This is a genomic window from Nostoc sp. (assembly GCF_036916985.1).
Taxonomy (GTDB): domain Bacteria; phylum Cyanobacteriota; class Cyanobacteriia; order Cyanobacteriales; family Nostocaceae; genus Nostoc.
In genome coordinates, this window is the sequence record NZ_JBALFD010000044.1 from 39438 (window position 1) to 52986 (window position 13549).

A 13549-nucleotide genomic window follows, 5' to 3' on the forward strand; every position below is an offset into this window, starting at 1 on the left:
GGTTTTATGATAAAATTTTAAATCACAAATCACAAAGATCCGATAAATAGCCGTCAAGACGAAATACTAATTATTGTAGAGACGTTATTGTAGAGACGGCGATTCATCGTGTCTCTTGCCTGAACTATCATTTTTTAGAGGAGTTTATTATTCATCATGAGTATTTTGTGCGGCAGGTTTAAAGGGTTAGGAATTTTAACAAGTGGAGCAATAGCTTTCTCTGGAACTTCTGCTATTGCCCAAATCACTCAAGATGCTACTCTACCTAATAATTCTCAAGTTACAACACAGGGAAATCTCACAAATATTGAAGGTGGAACCCGATTAGGAAGCAACTTATTTCACAGTTTTAAAGAGTTCTCTGTACTCAATGGGACTACGGCTGAGTTTAAAAATACTGGGGGCATTCAGAATATTATTAGCCGAGTAACAGGTAATTCAATTTCTAATATTGATGGCATCCTTAAAGTTAATAGCCCAGCTAACCTGTTTTTAATTAATCCCAATGGGATTATTTTTGGTACTCATGCTTCTTTAAATATCGGTGGTTCATTTATTGCAAGTACAGCGAGTAGTCTAAACTTTGCCGATGGTACAAAGTTTAGTGCTATAAATTCTCTAGCCACACCCTTGCTGACAGTAAGTGTTCCCATTGGTTTGCAATTTGGAGCAACTGCGGCTCCCATCCGCAATCAATCCCAAGCAGCTAGTCCTGATGGCGCAATTAATATCTTTCGGCAACCAGTTGGTCTAAGAGTGCTGCCAGGCAAAACCTTGGCACTTGTGGGCGGTGATATCACGTTAGAAGGCGGCAATTTAACAGCAGCGTCAGGACGAATTGAGCTAGGCAGTGTAGCGAATAATAGTCTGGTCAGTCTGAAACCAAAGAACCAAGGTTGGGTCTTTGGATATGAAGGTGTGAAGAATTTCCAGGATATTAAATTAATTCAACGGGTGACTGTTGACGGGCTTAAAGTTCCATCTCAGGTAGATACTAGTAACAGACGTGGTAGCGGCGGTAGTATCCAGTTACAGGGCAGGATAGTAGAACTAAGTGGCAATCTTGTGAGCTTGATAAGTCAAACCAGGGGTAACAGAAATGGAGAAGATATAACCATTAATACTAGGAAATTAATTGTTCAGGATGGCGCACAAGTAAGTACTTCTACTTTAAGTAGCGGTGCAGCGGGAAACTTGATAGTGAATGCCTCGGAATCCGTCGATCTAATTGGTAGCACCTTGCCAAATACTATTACTGGGTTTATTGGTATAAGCGCTGGTGTAGGAAAGGCGGGTGACATTACAATCAACACTGGCAGATTGCGTATTCAAGATGGGGCAAGAATAACAGCTGAGTCTAGTGGAGTAATAGATAACTCACAAGTGATTCCATCTGAAGGAAAAGGAGGGAACATAATTGTTAACGCCTGGGATTCAGTAGAGATAGCCGGAACCTCAGTGACAGATAACGCCAGTGGTTTGTTTGCTTCCACTCTAAATTATGGAAATGCAGGACAAGTGAACATCACCACAGGGAAATTGATTGTCCGCGATGGAGCTGAAATAAATGTGAGCGTTAAAGTTCCAGATATTACAATTTCTACAGGAAATGCAAGTAATCAAGGCACACCAGGGGCGCTAAACGTAACTGCTAACTCCATATTTCTGGATGAAGGAACACTCACATCTAATAGTGATTCAGGTAAGGGTGGTAACATCACGCTACAAGTGCGGGACTTATTATTGATGAGCCACAACAGCCAAATATCTACTAATGCTGGGGGTGATAAAACTGGCGGTAATATCACCATCTATGCACCAAATGGCTTCCTTGTCGCCACTCCCTTTGGAAATAACGATATCACCGCCAACGCCAACCTTGGCTCTGGTGGTAAAATCACAATCACTGCTAAGAACATATTTGGTTTTGTGCCGCGCAGCCGTACAGACCTAGAGAGGCTATTAAACCCTAAAGAGCCACTAGACCCAAATAGGCTGCCAACAAGTGATATCACTGCATTCTCTCAGGAAAACCCTTCATTAAATGGTACTGTACAAATCAACTCACCAGATGCCGACCCCAGTAAAGGACTAGTAGAATTGCCCGTAAATCTAGTTGATGTTTCGCAGCAAATTGTTGCTGGTTGTAATTCTAGTAGAGCAATAGGAAGGAGTTCATTTATTACTACTGGGCGTGGAGGATTAGTAGCCGATCCCACAGAGCCATTGATCGCTGATGATGCGGTGGTGGCAGATTGGATCACACTCTCCCCAGAACCTCAGAATCGTGCTGAAGGTATTCAGAAAAAAGTGGTTGCTCAGGCGCAGCGAAATACAGAAGAAAAATCACAGAAAGTGAATTCTGTCAATGAACCTACTCAAATTGTAGAAGCCCAAGGGTGGATTATAGATGCGAATGGGAACGTAGTTCTGGTTTCTCAAGTACCCACAGCAATGCCCCATAACTCATCGCTCACCGCTACATCTTGTGCTGCTCGTTAGAAGTGGAGTTTGGATTAGTTTAGACTTATCAAACGATTTATAGCTACTTATTAGATAATATCTAGGTTGTCTTGTGTAGTATATAAGACAAAAATATAGATATTCAATGTCCTAAAATCGAGAGATATTAAAGGTTAATCCTACCGAAGTGTATATGGGGTAAGAATAAAACTATATTTGTCTGCCATAAATTACATCTTTAGATACTAGGCAGTTTCAAAACCAGGCATTTATATTTAATATATAAGATTGCTATCTTACAGATTAGAAATCCATAAGTTAAAGAAATGCCATTTTTATATTTTCTTTGTTATTTTGTATTTAACGGGACAGTTCTTCATGATTTGGTGGGTTTAAATAACAATTAGTTAAACAATTTCCCCTCCAAAAGATGCATGTAAATTGTTTGCATTGTGCTTACTTTGCTTCTGAATCTACAAGCACAATGTAAATTGTCCAGACAGATTACATGATAATATTTTGAATCGGCAAATAGTTCATCTACACAAGGAAAACCTTGCCTAAAGCTATGCTTAAAACAAATAATCAGCGTATTTTTCTGACTGCTTTTATTAAACCTTTAGAAGAAAATAATCAAACAGTTAGTAAAAAGCAGTTTACTCAACCTAAATTAGATTTACTGCAACCATTACGTCAATGGCTGGATCAAATTCAGATTCAGAATCGGAAATTAGCCAAATTTATTGCTAAACTAATCCCTGCTCAGTGTCCATTCGAGCGTGATATCATGCTTTTTGGTCGCAAAATAGGACACATTCCACCAATGTGCAAACTAAATCCACTTTATAACGAACTTGTTTACTTGCGTTTTCGGGCTTTGTGTTATCTAGTAGATCAGTGTGGAGAGGATATTCAATCCTACTGTTGAACATAACTACAGAAAACACGAATGGAAATTAAATTTGAGCATCAACCTAAGACTTGAATATCTCAATGAATTGGGTGTATTTAAATGGGAAATTTGGAAAAAAGAAGTTTCCAAATTCCCTTGGACTTATGATTCTCAAAAAACTTGCTACTTTTTGGAAGGTGACGTAGTTGTTACTCCTGATGGTGGGCAGCCAGTGCAAATGGGTAAAGGTGATTTAGTTAGGGCTTGCTGAAAAAGTGATGAAAAGCCAGAGAAGGATTAATTAGCGACGGAAGCAAGAGTCAGTGATAAGCTTTTATTGTTTATTTTGAGAAAAATATTATATTTAGTAATAACAGGAGGTAAAAAAGGTGTAGTTTTCAAAAATAGACATAAAAAGGCACAAAAAAACCGTGACAGGTGAGTAGAAAGATTCATTACTAAAAAAGTAATAGAAATTGCTGTTTGAGAAGTATGAGACAGTTTCGCCATCACTCTACCCAGGCTAAATCTTCTTTTCGCTTGTCCAAACTTGCCCTCAATAGAATTACGAATCCTTTCATCTTCTTGAGCTTGCTTCTTTTTGTCTTTAGTGACATTTTTGGGAGGTCTTCCTAAAGGAACTCCACTGATTCTAATACCTCTTTCTTTACACCAAGCTCGGTTCTGGCTTGTGCGATAAATTTTATCAACATGGACGGATTCTGGATAATAACCAGTGTAGTTTTTAAAGGCTTCGACTTGTACTTTTAAATCTCCTGATTCATTAAAATTATCCCAACTAAGATGGTCTAAAAATACATATCCATTGTAATAACTAGCCGACAGTTTTACCCCGAACTCCACGGCTTTACCCGCTTTTCCACGAACAATTGGACGGATATGTGGTTGGCTTAAACTGACAATCCGGTCATCAATACTCTGTTTTTTATTTTCATACAGCCATAGTTGTTGACGATAGACTTCTCCGGCTACCAGTAATTTCCAGTGTTGTTAACAATAACCAACTAATTGCTGTTATACATGATGGTAGGTTTTCTTCCTCTGCTAAAATTACCTGTAATTTGACTGGCTTTATTTGCGAACGCCCAATTTTATTTCTAGGTACTTCGATTTCTATTGTTTCATATCTAATTGTTAGTTTTGCTATCCGAGCTGGTCTTTCTGGATTACGTTTTACTGAGACTTCAATCTTTCCACGCACTGGACTTGAGCGAATTGCTTCATGCAGATAATTTGCTGTATGGTTGACTCTCCTATTGTGAGTTCCCCGGATGAGTAAATGGCAATTATCTGGTCTTTCTTGGTTAAATAAATCAAATATATCTGCTTCTGAATCTGCTACCGTTATAATTTTTGTTTTCTTGGCTAACAATGTGTTTGTTCGTTCTAATCCGTCTAACCAGCGTTGGCTTTCTTTTTCTTGTGTTTGTCTCTGACGGCGTTTTTTTGCTATCCCTAAATCTTCTATATCTCTCACCCATATTTGTTGGTCTATTATTCCCAGAGGCACTCCTTTTATGCTCGCTATTAATGTTGAATGTACTTTTAATCCAAAACTTTTTTTATGATCTAAATATCCTATTCCTTTTGTCCCTGGATGACTTGTTACATCCATATTTGTTGTGTCCTGTATTGCTAAGACTATTTCCTCTGCTTTTGCCCTTTCGACTGTACTTTTACTATGTCCATGACTGATATCTGCTGCTTTTATATAGGGCGAACTCCATAAATCGTATGCTGCTGTTGTTGCTGCTAGAGTCCCAGATGCTTGCGGTACACTACTTGTTGGTTGTGCTGCCAAGTCTTCTACTAGCTTGATTAGGCGCTTGTTTCTGCGCGCATCTCCCAAATTTACATACCTCAATTCCGATGCTGCCCACCTTTCCATTTTTCATTCCCCTCTGTTTTCTCCTCCTCAAAACTATATCTATCAAGCTTTTCGGCTTTCTTTAAGTATTTTTACGTTTTGTTGAGAAAGATCCGGGTAATGGATAGCCGTTTCGGAGAGGGAGGATGGGAGGGAGAGGTTCATCGAACTCATGTCAAGTTAAGGTGAAATGCTTATCGGACATACATTTTACCCCATCCTCAACCCCTCCCCAAGCTGACTTTTCACGGTATGTGGAAAACCTCTCTCAAAATCTCTCTTCTTAAAGGAGAGAGATTTTGAATTTTTACCATACTCAGTACCTCGGCTTAGAGTGCTGTTAGCGGATAGCTAAGGTTTAGCCCGTGCTGAGTTTTGAAGTTGAGTACGACTGACTTTCGCACTATGGTAAAAGCCCCGCCCCTCTCCCCTCTGGTGCGTCCGCTGCGCGAACGTGGGCGGTCTTTTAACTCAGCACTCTTCATTTAATTTGATTATGATTGTTGGCGCTGTTACAACCCGGAATTTTAAAACCGTTTAATATACCTGAGTACTTTCATAAAACAAAAGTAGTTTGCTAAAAATATAAACCTCATAATTTGGTAGAGATATCTGTTGTTATCCTAGCCAGCTAAATCACTTTATCTAAGTAAAATCTCAACAATTTCCAAATTATTTTATGGACTTAGAAGTGATAAATCAACAATAACTGACTAAAGAAGTAGGAATTAGCAAACAAGTACGGAGAAAAGCCTAATCTGTTCTTTTTTCTGCGCCACTAGTTAAGAGGTAATCTATGGTGCGAAACTCAAAGCTAGGGTACAGAACGTTCCCTAAGTCTATTCTGCGTCCATCCGTTGCTATAGGTGTAACTATATCTTTATTGGTTGGCGGAATAAGTTTTTATATAGTAAAACGCTGGCAAAATTATGCAAATTCAGAGGCACAAGTGCCAGCAACACAATTGCCACACTTAACAACGGTAACAGCTTTAGGGCGGCTTGAACCACAGGGAAAGGTCATTAAACTCTCTGCTGCGGTGTCTGCTGAAGGAAGTCGGGTAGAAAAGTTGTTGGTGAAGGAGGGAGATAGGGTAAAGGCGGGACAGATAATTGCAATTTTGAACAGCCGCGATCGCCTCCAAGCAGCATTAAAAGAGGCACAGGAACAGGTAAAAGTAGCCCAGGCAAACCTAAACCGCACCAAAGCAGGTGCTAAACGCGGTGAAATTGCCGCCCAAAAAGCTGCGATCGCTCGTCTAGAAGCCCAACGCCAAGGTGATATTAATGCCCAAGCCGCGACAATTGAGCGATTTCAGGCCGAAGTGCGTAACGCCCAATCAGAAGACGAACGTTATCAGCAACTATATCAACAAGGCGCAATTTCGGCTTCTCAACGGGATAGTAAGCGTTTAAACTTGGAAACCGCCCAAAAAAGCTTAAAAGAAGCCCAAGCACAGTTAAATCGTACTCAATCGACTAGTCAACAACAAGTCAAAGAAGCTACAGCAACACTCGATGAAATCGCTGAAGTGCGCGGAGTGGATGTAGAAGCTGCTCAAGCAGAAATTAATCGTGCTATAGCAGCCATGAATCTGGCAAAAGTCAATCTTGAACAGGCTGTAGTGCGATCGCCCCAAAACGGACAAGTATTTGAAATCCATACCCATCCTGGAGAATTAGTCTCAAATGATGGCATTGCAGATATCGGACAAACTAGCCAGATGTATGTCATCGCCGAAGTCTACGAAAGTGATATCGCTAAAGTACATTCAGGGCAGCAAGTGCGAATAATTGGTGATTTTCTGCCGATTGAATTACAGGGAATCGTAGATCGCAAAGGCTTGCAAGTGCGACGGCAGAATGTCATCAACACAGATCCCGTCAGCAATATCGACAACAGAGTAGTAGAAGTCCATATCCGACTAGATGAAGCCTCCAGCCAAAAAGCTGCCACCTTAAGCAATATGCAGGTTAAGGCAGTAATTGAATTGTGAAAAGGGGATTGGGGACTGGGTACTGGGTACTGGGTACTGGGAGTGGGAGATTCTGAAGTCGATGAACAAGTCCCCATCCCCAGTCCCTAATCCCCAGTCCCTAATCCCTAATCCCTAATCCCCAGTCCCTAATTATGAGATTGATCAAACAACTGCGACGGCGAACCCCTTTAGGATGGCTGCAACTGAATCATGAAAAAAGCCGTCTTTTTGTAGCATTATCAGGTATTGCTTTTGCGGATCTTCTCATGTTCATGCAGCTAGGCTTTCAAACTGCGTTGTATGACAGTAACACCAGACTGCATCGAAGTTTGCAAGCAGACATTGTTTTAACTAGTCCCCAAGCCCGTAACTTGCCAAGCTTGTCTACATTTTCTCGTCGGCGACTTTACCAAGCAATGGATATACCAGGGGTTAAGTCAGCAGAACCAATGTATTTCAATAACACAATCTGGAAGAATCCCCAAACCCATCGGGAGACGGGGGTGTTAGTTATCGGTTTTAACCCAGATAAGCCAGCCTTTGATTTACCCGATGTTAACCAGCAATTGCAAGCGATCAAACTACCCGATACCGTCTTGTTTGATCGTGGTGCAAGAGGAGATTATCAAAAAGCGATCGCTCAAATTGACCAAGGTAAAACCCTGACTACCGAAATAGAACGGCGCACCATTACCATTAGTGGTTTATTTCAAGTCGGGGCTTCTTTTGGTTCTGATGGCAACCTGATTACCAGCGATCAAAACTTTTTGCGGCTATTTTCTGGGCGACAGTCCAGCAGTGTCAGTTTAGGTTTGATTGTTCTTCAACCAGGCTATGACCCGAAAAAAGTAGCAGCAATGCTCAAAGCCTACCTCAGAAATGATGTCAAAGTATTAACCCACGCCGAATTTATTGAATTTGAAAATAATTTCTGGAGAACAAATTCCCCAATTGGGTTTATTTTTAGCCTGGGTGTATCGATGGGGTTTGTGGTAGGGGTGATTATTGTCTATCAAGTCCTCTCCACCGATGTTAATGCCCACGTTCGGGAATACGCCACCTTTAAAGCAATGGGATATCGCAATTATTACCTATTAGGTGTAGTGCTTGAAGAATCGTTAATCTTAGCAGCACTGGGCTTCTTCCCCGGATTGGGAGTGTCTTTAGCACTTTATCAACTGACTCGCACAGCTACAAATTTGCCCATGTACATGACTGCCATTCGGGCATTACAGGTATTAGTACTGACCATACTTATGTGTACCATTTCTGGTGCGATCGCCACCCGCAAACTCCAAGCCACCGACCCCGCTGATATGTTCTAAAAATGGGGACTGGGGACTGGGTACTGGATACTGGGTACTGGAAAATATTTCCAATCCCTAATCCCCAATCCCCCATCCCTAATCCCCAATACCCAATCCCCAAAATATGCTTCCCGTCATCTCCATCCAGAATCTCGACCACCACTTTGGTCATGGCCCACTCCGTAAGCAAGTTTTATCTAATATCAATTTAGAGATTAACGCCAGTGAAATTATTATCATGACCGGGCCCTCTGGTTCGGGAAAGACTACCTTACTGACATTAGTGGGTGGCTTGCGTTCTACTCAATCTGGTAGTTTGCGGGTTTTGGGACGAGAACTTTATGGTGCGAGTGCTGAACAACTAGTACAGGCACGACGGCGTAATGGTTATATTTTTCAAGCACATAACCTGCATGGTAGTTTAACAGCACTCCAAAACGTCAAAATCGCTTTGGAATTACATAAACATCTTGGGTCAAAAAAGATACAAGCTATGTCAGCCCAGATGTTAGAGCAGGTAGGATTAGGAAACCATTTGCATTACTATCCTGATAAACTATCTGGGGGACAGAAACAACGAGTAGCGATCGCTCGTGCTTTAGTCAGTCATCCTCAAATAATCCTTGCGGATGAACCCACCGCCGCCCTTGACAGTCAATCGGGACGAGATGTAGTTAATCTCATACAAAAACTGGCAAAAGAACAAGGCTGTACCATCTTAATGGTTACTCATGACAACCGTATCCTAGACATTGCCGATCGCATTGTTGATATGGAAGATGGCAAACTCAAGTCAAAAATAACACTATCAAACTAAAGTTGATTACCGTATTCCATGATTCAGAGTCGATTTATAAAGTAAATCTTAAGTGTGGGATGGCAGACTAAATTTGTGCATTAGAATCGTGGGTTTTTTTGGCGTTAAAGCGCTATTAAGAGCAAATATTAATATATTTACATTCTTTAATCTAGTTTAATTTATCCTCGTCAATTTACCTAGTTTAAGTAATTTCCCCATACCGATTTCAACTGAACAATGTGATATTAGTGTCCAGTTGAAAAAGTGTCTAGTTGATTCCAAGATTTTCTTCAAGTATTATTTATGTAATGACTGTAACCACAACAGGTTTCCTTTGTTGCTTAACAAGTGACACATATAACAAGCCATGAGAGCATTTTTGGTATCAATCTAGTTAAATTTTATGCTCATTCTCAATGTCATACACCTTGGTTATTAAAGTTAAGACCAATTCACTAAAATTACAGATAAAATGATTAGCCCTTGCAATCCATAAGTATCTGGAGAATTTCCGAAAATTTATGGTTGTCAACAATATCGACTTCAAGCAGGAAACACTGGCGATTATAAGCTAGTCTATTTTCCAACACAAGCAAGGGATTTTTTTGTAGTTCTATGATTATTGAGAATAGCGCTAGTAGTTCAAACAAAAAGTCGCTCGGTTTTGATGTCAAAACTTTGACAACCAATCGTCCTGCAATAAATCTGTTAAGGGTAATATTTGCTGTTCTCCCGATCGCTTTGGCATTACCTGTAGATGCCTTACAAGTAAAGGTGACTCCGACTAATCCGAAATTAGGGGATACACTATCAGTGGAGATTAATCTAGATAATCCAGAAAATGGTAAAAATCCAACAGTAGCTAGTGGCAAGAATACATACCCAGCCTTTGAAATTGCACCCAATCAGTATCGGGCTTTTGTTCCGACAACTCCATTAGAAACAGCTGGAAATAGAACACTTCGGATTGCGGGAGATGGTCAAGTACAAAACTTGGCAGTGAATGTGCTTAATCGCAAATTCCCCATACAACGCATTACTTTGCCACCTGGCAAAGCTGGAGTGGATGCTACAGAATATGAACTGAAGCGCGTAGCAGCTTTTAAAGCGCTACAAACACCAGAAAAGTATTGGAATGGAGTATTCCTAAAACCAAATGCAGGGCGAATGAGTACAAACTATGGTGTACGTCGCTACTATAATGGTACATTTGCAAAGGACTACTATCACCGTGGTCTTGACTATGCTGGTGCTGCCGGCTCACCAGTGATTGCCCCGGCCTCTGGGCGAGTTGCTTTGGTAGGTAGGGTATCTCAAGGGTTTCGGATACACGGTAACGTAGTTGGCATTGACCACGGTCAAGGAGTAACCAGTATTTTCATGCACCTAAGTCGTATTAACGTTAAAGAAGGTGATTTTGTAAAAGCTGGTCAGCTAATTGGTGCAGTTGGTTCAACGGGTGCTGCTACAGGGCCACATCTACATTGGGGTTTGTATGTCAACGGACAATCTGTTGATCCAACACCTTGGCGAACTAAAGTCGTTAACTAGTAGAGGCGGAATTAATCGCATCTGTGCATAATTTGTATATTTTTTGCTGATAATTAGGCAAAACAAATTGAATTGATACCGTCCCTACCTTGCTTGGCTAACATAAATGATGATAAGCATTATGAGCATCGAAAAAATTGTAGAACAAGCTCTCCAGGATGGTTATTTGACACCAGCAATGGAAGCAGAAGTCGGTAGAATCTGTGACAACGCCTCAGAACTCTCAATTGAAGAGTATATGGCGCTGGATCGGCTGATGGGTGCGCTATTGACTGGTGAGGTAGTGGCGGTACCTCGCAAACAATTCATTAACGTTATGGAAGAATTAGTGCTAACAGAAGCGATCGCACGAGTCGCAGAAATTGAAGCCACGAGCGAAAGTTCTCTAGATGTCGGAGATATTGCTGCTTACGCTCTCAATCGGCTACCACCTTTGTATGCTACTACAGAAGAAGGTGCTAACTTCCAGCGCCAAACGGCTCAGGCACAACTCCAAGACTTAATTTCTCAGCAAGTAAGCGAGGCAATTAACCGTTACCTCGATCGACCCAATTTCTTCCCAGAACGGCAAGCCTTGGGTAAAAATACTGGCAATGAGGTTGTACGCCAAGTTAGTGCTTTACTACAAACTTATGCACCTAACTTTGAGCAAAAATTATAATTCTTAGAGTCTTAGAGTCATTAGTCATTAGTCATTGGTCATTGGTCATTAGTCATTTGTTTTAGATAAAGGATAAAGGACAAAAGACTAATGACTCTTAATTAATCACGTACTACGACTGTTGTACCTATAGTTACTTGCTCATACAACAATCGGACATCAGAATTACGCATTCTTAAGCAGCCGTGAGATACAGCCGTTCCTACCAGGTCAATATCTGGCGTGCCATGAAAGCCAATTTCATTCCGTCCATCTGACCAAAAACCAATCCATCTATCTCCCAAAGGACTATCCGTACCAGCTTGAAATACTTTGCCCGTAATTGGGTGACGCCAAATTGGATAGTGCCGCATGTGGATCACCTGAAAAGAACCTGTAGGGGTTTCCCAACCTTTCTTACCAACAGCAATGGGGTAGCTGGCTATCACCTCATCTCCTGCGTATACATAAGTGCGGCGATCGCTTAAATCAACCACCACTTGCGTCTTAGTATTTGCCAACCGATTAGATGGTATTTGTTGGGCTGAAGCCTGAGACCATAGACCTTTTGGCCAGCTATCCGCAGCTGGATTTTGTTTTTCTACTTGCGCCACTAGTCGCGTCTGAGTTGGTAGTTCAGTTGCTTTAGCGACATTATTCTTAATTATTTTGGGCTGAGTTTGAGGCTTAATATTAGGAGATTTGAGTGTAGAAACCCCCCGAACTACATTCTTCTTAATTATTTTTGAATTAGTTTGAGACTTAATAGCAGAATACTTGAGTGTAGAAGCCTTACGAGTAGTTGCTTTCGCTACATTCTTCTTAATTATTTTTGATTTAGTTTGAGGCTTAATAGCAGGGGACTTTGGTGTAAACGTCCTCTGGGCAGTTGAGCCTTGGGTCGCTTCATCAGCTGGCACAGATGCACCCAACGCAATTTCCCCTAAACTAACCTGGGAAAGATTTTTATAGACTCCCTCTGGCCGGCTTCCCTTAAGATTGGTTTGGATAGAATCTCGCCGCATCGAAGTAGATGCAGACTTTTCAGACTGCCGTTCCGCCGTAGTAATGCGCCAATGGACAGCTAAGGATAAAAATGCTGTGCCAAAACAAAGCAGCATTACCATACGCCCTACAGATTCATTTCTTACCATTGCCATCGCCTATTGTTTATCCCTGACATATTCAGCCGAGTAATTGGGTGAGTTCATCATCCGAACATCAAAAATTTATCAATACTTATCATTTCTGCTATAAATCTGCCAATACCTCTGGGCACACTAAGACTATGCGAATTGTTCCAGCGGCAAAACTCTAGGTGAGCAACCTCATTTCTCAGAAGTTCTGCGGGTCGTAAGCCTTTAATAGGACTTTCTGGTAGAACTTTTGAAATGTAGCAATCAATCATTAATGGTGTAGGTGAAAGAAAAACCATGTTTGAAAAACTATTGCTAGCAGCCACAATTACATTTTCCCTCAATTTCTTTTTTCAAGTTCGCGTACCAGAGCAACATAACTCTAGTACTGCCTACGGCCCACAGCCAGAACAATCAGTAACTATTCTGGTAACAAAATCAAAAAATTAAATCACCATCCTAGCAACTACAGCAACACAACTTCCAGAAATTATCACCTGAATTTTAAAAGTATCAAGAAGCTATAATTACAAAATTTTATCTTTATCCTTATAACCAGATTTAATTATTTTTATCAAGCGTATATACCCAGTTGCTAAAAGTATCGAAGTGTGCATAGAATTAGAATTTTATTTTGTTAGCAAAAAACTGCCGCGACCAAAGGGAACAAGGGTTTGAGTTGAGCCAGTGCTGAATGAAGAGTGCTGTTGGCGGTAGCAGGGCGTTTAGCCCGTGCTGAGTTGAAAGACCGCCCACAAGGGGCGCGGCTTTTACCATAGTGCGGAAGTACTCAGTAATCTTCTTGTTACTCAGCATTCTCTTTGCCGATGCACTCAGGACTGAGTGTAGTAAAAATCCCAGTCCCTAGAATATTTTCATGCAAGGCTTTTGAAAC

At 41.0% G+C, this 13549-nt stretch carries 10 protein-coding genes and 2 pseudogenes; 9 read left to right on the forward strand and 3 right to left on the reverse strand.

The window, feature by feature from the left end:
- Window positions 1-156 precede the first annotated feature (156 nt).
- From V7L07_RS15870 to V7L07_RS15880, 3 genes and pseudogenes are all read left to right on the forward strand, one after another.
- Entirely contained in the window at window positions 157-2502 is a 2346-nt protein-coding gene (locus V7L07_RS15870; protein ID WP_335059362.1) for a two-partner secretion domain-containing protein, read from the forward strand.
- 529 nt (window positions 2503-3031) lie between these two features.
- Window positions 3032-3391, forward strand: coding sequence for a Mo-dependent nitrogenase C-terminal domain-containing protein (locus V7L07_RS15875; protein ID WP_335059364.1), 360 nt, complete (start codon window positions 3032-3034; stop codon window positions 3389-3391).
- Between the two features lie 21 nt (window positions 3392-3412).
- Window positions 3413-3614, forward strand: a pseudogene (locus V7L07_RS15880) (cupin domain-containing protein); the annotation flags it as partial.
- A 38-nt stretch (window positions 3615-3652) separates the two neighbouring features.
- Here the strand turns inward: V7L07_RS15880 and V7L07_RS15885 are convergent.
- Both V7L07_RS15885 and V7L07_RS15890 read right to left on the reverse strand, forming a co-directional pair.
- Window positions 3653-4354 (reverse strand): annotated as a pseudogene (locus tag V7L07_RS15885) (transposase); the annotation flags it as partial.
- On the reverse strand, window positions 4308-5264 hold the full coding sequence (locus V7L07_RS15890) for an IS4 family transposase (protein ID WP_335059366.1): 957 nt from the start codon (window positions 5262-5264) through the stop codon (window positions 4308-4310). The gene V7L07_RS15890 and the pseudogene V7L07_RS15885, both read right to left, overlap by 47 nt.
- Window positions 5265-6039: 775 nt before the next feature.
- On the opposite strand from V7L07_RS15890, the gene V7L07_RS15895 reads away from it, so the two are divergent.
- From V7L07_RS15895 to V7L07_RS15915, 5 genes are all read left to right on the forward strand, one after another.
- Window positions 6040-7239: an ABC exporter membrane fusion protein gene (locus V7L07_RS15895; protein ID WP_335059368.1), complete on the forward strand. Its 1200-nt coding sequence runs from the start codon at window positions 6040-6042 to the stop codon at window positions 7237-7239.
- A 134-nt stretch (window positions 7240-7373) separates the two neighbouring features.
- The gene (gene devC, locus V7L07_RS15900; RefSeq protein WP_335059370.1) at window positions 7374-8546 is read left to right on the forward strand and encodes an ABC transporter permease DevC; all 1173 of its coding nucleotides are present in this window, start codon (window positions 7374-7376) and stop codon (window positions 8544-8546) included.
- A 106-nt stretch (window positions 8547-8652) separates the two neighbouring features.
- Window positions 8653-9345, forward strand: a complete 693-nt coding sequence (locus V7L07_RS15905; RefSeq protein WP_335059372.1) for a DevA family ABC transporter ATP-binding protein — start codon at window positions 8653-8655, stop codon at window positions 9343-9345.
- Window positions 9346-9942: 597 nt separating this feature from the next.
- Window positions 9943-10878 (forward strand): M23 family metallopeptidase, encoded by a 936-nt coding sequence (locus V7L07_RS15910; RefSeq protein ID WP_335059374.1) that lies wholly within the window; start codon window positions 9943-9945, stop codon window positions 10876-10878.
- Between the two features lie 121 nt (window positions 10879-10999).
- Window positions 11000-11539 carry a late competence development ComFB family protein gene (locus V7L07_RS15915; RefSeq protein WP_179068053.1) on the forward strand — a complete coding sequence of 180 codons (540 nt, stop codon included), beginning with the start codon at window positions 11000-11002 and terminating at the stop codon, window positions 11537-11539.
- A 101-nt stretch (window positions 11540-11640) separates the two neighbouring features.
- Here the strand turns inward: V7L07_RS15915 and V7L07_RS15920 are convergent, their stop codons facing one another.
- The gene (locus tag V7L07_RS15920; RefSeq protein WP_335059598.1) at window positions 11641-12261 is read right to left on the reverse strand and encodes a L,D-transpeptidase; all 621 of its coding nucleotides are present in this window, start codon (window positions 12259-12261) and stop codon (window positions 11641-11643) included.
- 690 nt (window positions 12262-12951) lie between these two features.
- Between V7L07_RS15920 and V7L07_RS15925 the strand changes: the two genes are divergently transcribed.
- Window positions 12952-13104, forward strand: a complete 153-nt coding sequence (locus V7L07_RS15925; RefSeq protein WP_335059376.1) for a hypothetical protein — start codon at window positions 12952-12954, stop codon at window positions 13102-13104.
- The last annotated feature ends 445 nt before the right edge of the window (window positions 13105-13549 follow it).